Genomic DNA, 6,609 nt, shown 5'->3' with positions numbered 1-6,609 from the left:
AAACGGTTAATTATTCAGCAAAATACTTCACTTTTCCACAAAATACTGTTTATTTCTTTTTCTTGATCATAAAAGGTTCAGGATTCATAACTACATCTGACATTTTTTCAGGCTGATCATATTCTTGCCACTTCAGTGCACGGCAGTCGATATATTCACAATAGCCGCCTTCACCTTGTTGTTTATCACCATTTATAACCAACTGATATTGAAAACTTCCGACATAACCTGCCGCAGCCCCAAATTTAAAATCACCACGACTCTGCGCTTGTAGATGAATTGAGGTGCCATCTTCATCTTGATAGAGCCATTCAAACTCGCGTGGTAAATACATGCACTGACCTGTCGGGGTTTTTATTTTTGGATAAACCCGTTGAATATTAAATTGTACTTGCACATCAAATACCTGAGTTTGCTCCGTGTTAGCATCTCGCAGATAAATTCGAGATTGCAAAATTCGATTCAACACATCACGGCTTTGTAGCAATATCATTTGTTGCTGATGATTCAGATTAATCACCTGATAACAAAAAAATGCCACTGCGAAATAAGGAAACTGGATTGAACGAGCGAACTCAAAACTACCCAATTGCTCAATCTGAAAATACTGATCTTTATAGCGCACACTTCCCTGACACTGACACAACAAAGACCAATGTTCTGCCAAATTCATTCGCAATTTGGTGAAATATGAAATTGTAGAGCTTGTGGTGATCTTTAAATCGAAGCTGAGTTCGCTATCTTCACGTTGAATATGAAATTGCGGAAAATGTCCTGTAATGCGTTCTTTATTGGCAAACTGAAAATACTCTGCAGTAAATACGCAATCGTGTTGTATTGAATAATGATTGGACTGTCCCACCATGTGGGGGCTACTACTACAAAGGATACTGGCCGTATCTAAAGCTGAAGTTGTAATCACATTTTCAGGGCGCAGCATTGCAGTATTTAGACTGCCCAATAAGCCGATAAAGTTGAGATAATGTAAAGGTGCAGGCAAGTTAGGAAGAATTAAGCCCTGATAGATAAATTTATAATGATGTTTCGGGGCGTGATAAGGCAGTTTAGCGTGTGCCACAGGAGTTTGATTGAGTTGTTTGGAACGATCGAGAAAATCTTGAAACAGCTGCATATCAAACTCCTTGTGAGTTGATGCTTTTATAAAAGCCTCATTAACTCACCGCATTTTTTCTTGCCATAAAAGTGGTCACAAAACCCGAAAGCGCATAAATAATTGAAATCACTAAAATTCCTACAGGGATATTGTACGTCATGGCGGCCAAAATAAAGACGGCTATAGGTAAAACAAAAAATGGAACACGTTTACGGTCAAAGGTTTTAAATGAATAATATTTGATGTTAGAAATCATCAATAAGCCTACTGCAATAATAATCACAGCATTCAAGATTTGTAGCCCAAACTCACGAATATCATACAGTTCAGGGAAATCACGCCCCACCCAAACCAAAGACACAATAATCAGTGCTGCTAAAGGACTCGCAACTCCAATAAAATAACGTTTATCGACCACACCAATTTGCACATTAAAACGCGCCAAACGGAAGGCAGCACAAGCGGTATAAACAAAACATGCCGCCAAGCCAATACGGCCTAAATCGTGCAAGCTCCAGCTATACATAAGAATGGCAGGCGCAACCCCAAAAGCCAACATATCAGACAAAGAGTCAAACTGCTCACCAAAAGGACTTTGCGCGCCAATAGCACGTGCCACACGCCCATCTAGACCATCAAATAATGCCGCTAGAAAAATAGCGTAAATGGCTTGGCTAAACTCACCATTCATACTGGCAATAATCGAGTAAAAACCCGACAGCAAGGCTGCCGTGGTAATCAGGTTTGGCCACAGATAGATACCACGACGTTTCACCTTTTGCCCTTCACGGGTATGTTCTTCTTCCACCACTTCAAATGTAATTCCGTCATGCTCAAGATCACGGGAACTATATTCTCCTTCGGGTTTGGATGTGTTTGTCATTATTTTGTGTCCTAACTGTAACCTGAACGTCTATTTAAATTTTTTATTCGCCAACTAACCAACGCACTGCAGCATGTCCACCATGTTCTTGCATACGCAAGTGCGGGAACAACCATTGCAGGGCTTCATCTGCATCTTCAGAGAATTTCCATGGTGGATTAATCACCAATAAACCACAACCGTTTAAGCCCACAGGAGTATCGTCAGGCCACACACAAATTTCACAAATGAGTTGACGGCGAATCCCTGTTTTAAACATTTTCTTTTCAAAACGTTCAATCATGGCGCGGTCTTTAATTGGATACCACACCGCAAATACGCCTGTTGGCCATTTTTTATGTGCAGCTGCCAATAATTCAACCAACTGAGGGAAATCTTTACGTTCCAATTCATACGGTGGATCAATCATCACCAAACCGCGTTTTTCTTTTGGTGGAATGACGCCCAATAAACCTTCGTAAGCATCACGCTCATGTAAACCTGCGCGTTTGTCACGAATGTTATGACGCAATTGCTGGAATACATCGCGCTGCATTTCAAAAATAGTTGCTTTGTCGATGTCACGCATACCTTGTAAAGCAAACCATGGCGAACCGGGATATGCACCTTGCCCATCCGTTTCACGCATTGCTTCAACCAGTTTTAAATACTGCTGTACGCCTTCTGGTGCCTGACGTTTGATTGAATCATCTAGTTTCACTAAACGATGAATACCATTTAAAAATTCGCCCGATTTTTGTGCAGGTGCTAAAGATAAGTCATATTTACCCGCACCGCCATGTGTATCGACATAGCGATAAGGTTTATCTTTGGCATTTAAACGTGTCAGAATTTGCAGCAATAAAACATGCTTCATGACATCGGCAAAGTTGCCCGCATGGAAATGGTGACGATAATTCATGTTTGGTTCATTCCTAAAATCAACCGACATTTTAGCATGAAAAAAAGTTTCATTCAGGAGCTTGTATTCCTCTAAAATAATCAGCTTGTCTTGCATTTTGTCTGAGTATCTATTTTATGGACGCCACACTGCTTCCAAAATCTTGGAATATTGATCAAATTCTTGAAGATTTAGATTTGCATGGTTTTGCCATGTTGGATGATGCCTATTCACCTGAATATCAACAACAAGTTCTCGCAGAGTGTAGTCAAAATTTAGATCAATTTCGTGAAGCAGCCATTCAAAATGGTGTGGTCAGCAAAATTCGCAGTGATCATATTTTATGGATTCACGAAAATTTAAGCATTGCACAACAACATACCCAAACCCTTTTGACTTTGGCCGAACAATTCAATCAGGCATTTTATTTAGGGATTCGTGAGGTCGAAGCGCATTTTGCCAGCTACCAAGCAGGTTCTTTTTATGCCTTGCACCGCGATAACCCACAACAAAAAAATGATCGGGTGATTTCTGCTGTCTATTATTTACACCCTGAATGGCAGACAGATTGGGGTGGACAACTACGCTTACAAGACAAACATGGAGCATGGCAGATTATAGAACCACGCCCAAATCGGATTGCAATTTTCCAAAGTGATTTATTGCATGAAGTTTTACCTGCAACACAGCAACGTCTTTCCATTACCGCATGGCTCCGCAGCGGCAATCAACTTTGGTAAAGATAGACCGCATTTTTCAGATTATTGGCTTTAAAACTGTAAATTTGCCCCGATGTAGAGCAAATATTGCTATCAGGAATTCACCCATGCGCAACTCGACTCAACAGATTATTCAACGTATTGGGGAAACTGACCAACTTTTTTTACAAGGCAATACGCCTGAATTGGCATTAGAACGTGCCGATTTACGCTTACAATTGGTGAGTTTGAGCGAGTTACGCCAAGAACAGATTTACTTTTTGCAAGAAGCCATTGTGCTGTTGGAACAGGGTCGGATTGAATTTGAAGAAATGCCGTTGACGCTATATATCAACTTGTCTTTGCATTTAGCCAAAGCCTATATGATGTATTTTGAGCTGACCCGCGATGCAAAATACGCCTTAATTACTCAACAAATTTTAAAAGCCATGACTCATTATGCACATGGAGATATTTTCTTTTTCTTGGCCTATGCCAGTGCCAGTAAAAATGAAAGCGCACTGTGTCGCCACTGGTTAGGTAAGTACAGTAAAACTGCCGAATTTGATTTGGAACTCTTACAAATTCACCCTGCTTTTAACGCCTATCAAACAGAAGTCTGGTTTAAACAAATTCTCAAAAGCAGAATGCATTAAAAAAACGCCTCAGAACGTTCTGAGGCGTTTTTTTATACTAAAAATATTAAATATGACGATGACTTAAACCTAAACAGCTTGTAAACGATAAGCATCTAAATGCAATTGTTGATTGAGTTCATCAATCCAAATGGCCCAATCATCGTCTTGTACCAAATGACTGATTAAAAATTCACGTTGTGATTTATTCCAAAACGGCGCTTCATGTAAATTAATATGTGCAGGTAATTGATGCGTACGTACATACAGTTCAATGGCTGCAGGGCTGCTGGCTAAACCGAGTTGGCTGAATAACATGGCTAATGATGGAGTATTTTGCATGAGCACCTTGCCCCCTTTTATTAGTTTCGTTGTAATTCCTTATTCAACCAACTTATAACACTTTGTATAAAAAACCCAGTCTTCCGACTGGGTTTGTTGTATCTTTTTGTGAGCACGCAGTTTACTGGCGCTTTTTAGATGAAAAGTATTTGATTTAACTTAAAAACTTTTAACTTAAATACCGATTAAACACTCGGATGTTGATCACTATGTAATTGCTCATTTAAGGTTTCAATCACAATGGCCCAATCATCATCTTTTTTCCAATGGCTTTGCAAAAATTGGCGCTGCCCTTCCGTCCAAAACTCGGCACAGTGTAATTTGGTTTCTGCAGGTAATTGATGCTCACGAATAAATTGATCAATTGCTGCATCGTCAGCATCTAGACCCAATTGTTGAAATAACAGTTCTAAAGTCGGTTGTTGGTCAAACATGGCATCCTCCTTTGATTCGTCTTGTACTTTTAATGACCTTAACCTGCTTCGAGCCGCAATTCAGCAGCAGCCGAGTTGCAGCATGTTATTTTTTGTACGATGCGATATACCTAAAGCATCCCACTCAATATTCTTAACACGATGACAGGCAACAAAAAAGCCAGTCAATGTAAACCGACTGGCTTTCATCTACTTAAATTAAAAGTTAGCAACCTGTTAGTTTTTCAGGCTGTGGCTTTTCATTTGGAAAGAAGATTGGGCGCAATTTCACACCAATGGCATTCCCCATAAATGCAAATACTAGCCATAACCAACCATGCACACTGCCCGAAGCAATTCCGCTAAAGTATGCGCCAATGTTACAACCGTAGGCCAAACGTGCACCATAACCAAGTAATAAGCCACCTATAACAGCCGCAACCAGTGAACGGCGTGGAATATTAAAGTTCGGGGCAAATTTTCCAGCCAAACTTGCAGCAAGCAATGCACCCAACATAATGCCAAAATTCATCATAGAGGTGATGTCATGCCACAATGAATTTGCCAATGCTTTAGCATTGCCTGACTGCTGCCAATAATCCCAAGCGCTTACATCTACACCCGCAAAAACAGCAACTTTTGCAGCCCAAACTGCAAGCGCAGAAGTCACGCCCCACGGACGACCAGCCAATACCAAGGTAGCAAAATTCAGCAGCGTTAAAATAAGCCCACCCCAAATTAACGGCCAAGGACCTTTGAGGAAACGCTTCCAACCATGGTACTGACTTTGCGGCTCGACTTCTAAACTGCCATGACGTTTCTTTTCAAAAAACACGGTTGCGGCAGCAATCACAGCAAAAATAACAAAGCTTAGAATAAGTGCAGGAATCACCCCAAAACTTTCGACAATCGAGATTGGCGCCAAATGCGGCAGATTAAACCACCAATCTAAATGCGAAGTGGCAATCAGTGAACCTAAGCAGAAGAAAAATAGCGTAACCAACATACGCGCACTGCCACCGCCTACCGTGTATAGCGTACCCGATGCACAGCCACCCCCCAACTGCATGCCAATACCAAAAATAAAAGCACCAATCATGACCGACATCGACACAGGATTGACATTGCCCTTGACGGGATTGCCAAACAACTCACCTGCACCTAAAGCAGGAAAGAACAACAACACCGCCAAGCCCAGCATAATCATTTGAGCCCGCAAACCACGACCACGACGTTCTTTAATAAACACACGCCAGCTAGAAGTAAAACCAAAAGAGGCGTGATACAACGTCATCCCCAAAGCACCACCAATTAAAAATAACAGTGCTTGATTTAGACCCACGATTTGATAGGCGCCGATAGTACCGACAACAAGTAAGATAAAAGCCACCCAAACCGAAACATTCGATCTATGGGCACTTGCAACAATAACTGACATGACAGAGAGAAGATTTGAAAAAGGAAACCCGCGTATTCTAAGCAATTTCCCCTACCGTGCAGGTCAATCGACCTATTTTATAGTCGCTTATCCATTCTGATATTTGATAAGCAATATGAGCTTAGCTGATGATAGGCTTTTAATTGCAAAGATAAAATCAAGCGCAAAAAAAATGCCAGTCAACTTTTAGGTTGACTGGCATCACT

8 protein-coding genes are annotated in these 6,609 nt (G+C 41.0%); 2 read left to right on the top strand and 6 right to left on the bottom strand.

Features of this window, described 5'->3' with window-relative positions; genetic code table 11:
- Positions 1–49 precede the first annotated feature (49 nt).
- The 3 genes from VF675_RS01930 to VF675_RS01920 are packed head-to-tail and all read right to left on the bottom strand — an operon-like array spanning position 50 to position 2,898.
- On the bottom strand, positions 50–1,132 hold the full coding sequence (locus VF675_RS01930; RefSeq protein WP_440204661.1) for a DUF6670 family protein: 1,083 nt from the start codon (positions 1,130–1,132) through the stop codon (positions 50–52).
- Positions 1,133–1,172: 40 nt separating this feature from the next.
- Entirely contained in the window at positions 1,173–1,997 is an 825-nt protein-coding gene (gene pssA / locus VF675_RS01925; protein ID WP_168418544.1) for a CDP-diacylglycerol--serine O-phosphatidyltransferase, read from the bottom strand.
- Positions 1,998–2,040: 43 nt separating this feature from the next.
- Entirely contained in the window at positions 2,041–2,898 is an 858-nt protein-coding gene (locus VF675_RS01920) for a 23S rRNA (adenine(2030)-N(6))-methyltransferase RlmJ (protein WP_026438537.1), read from the bottom strand.
- Between the two features lie 116 nt (positions 2,899–3,014).
- On the opposite strand from VF675_RS01920, the gene VF675_RS01915 reads away from it, so the two are divergent.
- Together VF675_RS01915 and VF675_RS01910 are read left to right on the top strand one after the other, a co-directional pair.
- Positions 3,015–3,617: a 2OG-Fe(II) oxygenase gene (locus tag VF675_RS01915; RefSeq protein ID WP_104853047.1), complete on the top strand. Its 603-nt coding sequence runs from the start codon at positions 3,015–3,017 to the stop codon at positions 3,615–3,617.
- Positions 3,618–3,703: 86 nt separating this feature from the next.
- Entirely contained in the window at positions 3,704–4,231 is a 528-nt protein-coding gene (locus tag VF675_RS01910; protein ID WP_440204660.1) for a hypothetical protein, read from the top strand.
- A 69-nt stretch (positions 4,232–4,300) separates the two neighbouring features.
- On the opposite strand, the gene VF675_RS01905 is transcribed toward VF675_RS01910, so the two are convergent.
- From VF675_RS01905 to VF675_RS01895, 3 genes are all read right to left on the bottom strand, one after another.
- Positions 4,301–4,558, bottom strand: coding sequence for a DUF2789 family protein (locus tag VF675_RS01905; protein ID WP_026438086.1), 258 nt, complete (start codon positions 4,556–4,558; stop codon positions 4,301–4,303).
- Between the two features lie 179 nt (positions 4,559–4,737).
- The gene (locus VF675_RS01900) at positions 4,738–4,986 is read right to left on the bottom strand and encodes a DUF2789 family protein (RefSeq protein WP_096901745.1); all 249 of its coding nucleotides are present in this window, start codon (positions 4,984–4,986) and stop codon (positions 4,738–4,740) included.
- A gap of 205 nt (positions 4,987–5,191) precedes the next feature.
- Complete coding sequence (locus VF675_RS01895) at positions 5,192–6,403, bottom strand: YeeE/YedE family protein (RefSeq protein WP_131261021.1); 1,212 nt, start codon at positions 6,401–6,403, stop codon at positions 5,192–5,194.
- Positions 6,404–6,609: the final 206 nt, after the last annotated feature.

Source organism: Acinetobacter sp. Lyrl_1 (genome assembly GCF_051948795.1).
Classification (GTDB): Bacteria; Pseudomonadota; Gammaproteobacteria; order Pseudomonadales; family Moraxellaceae; genus Acinetobacter; species Acinetobacter towneri.
This window is presented reverse-complemented; position numbering and strand designations above follow the sequence as displayed.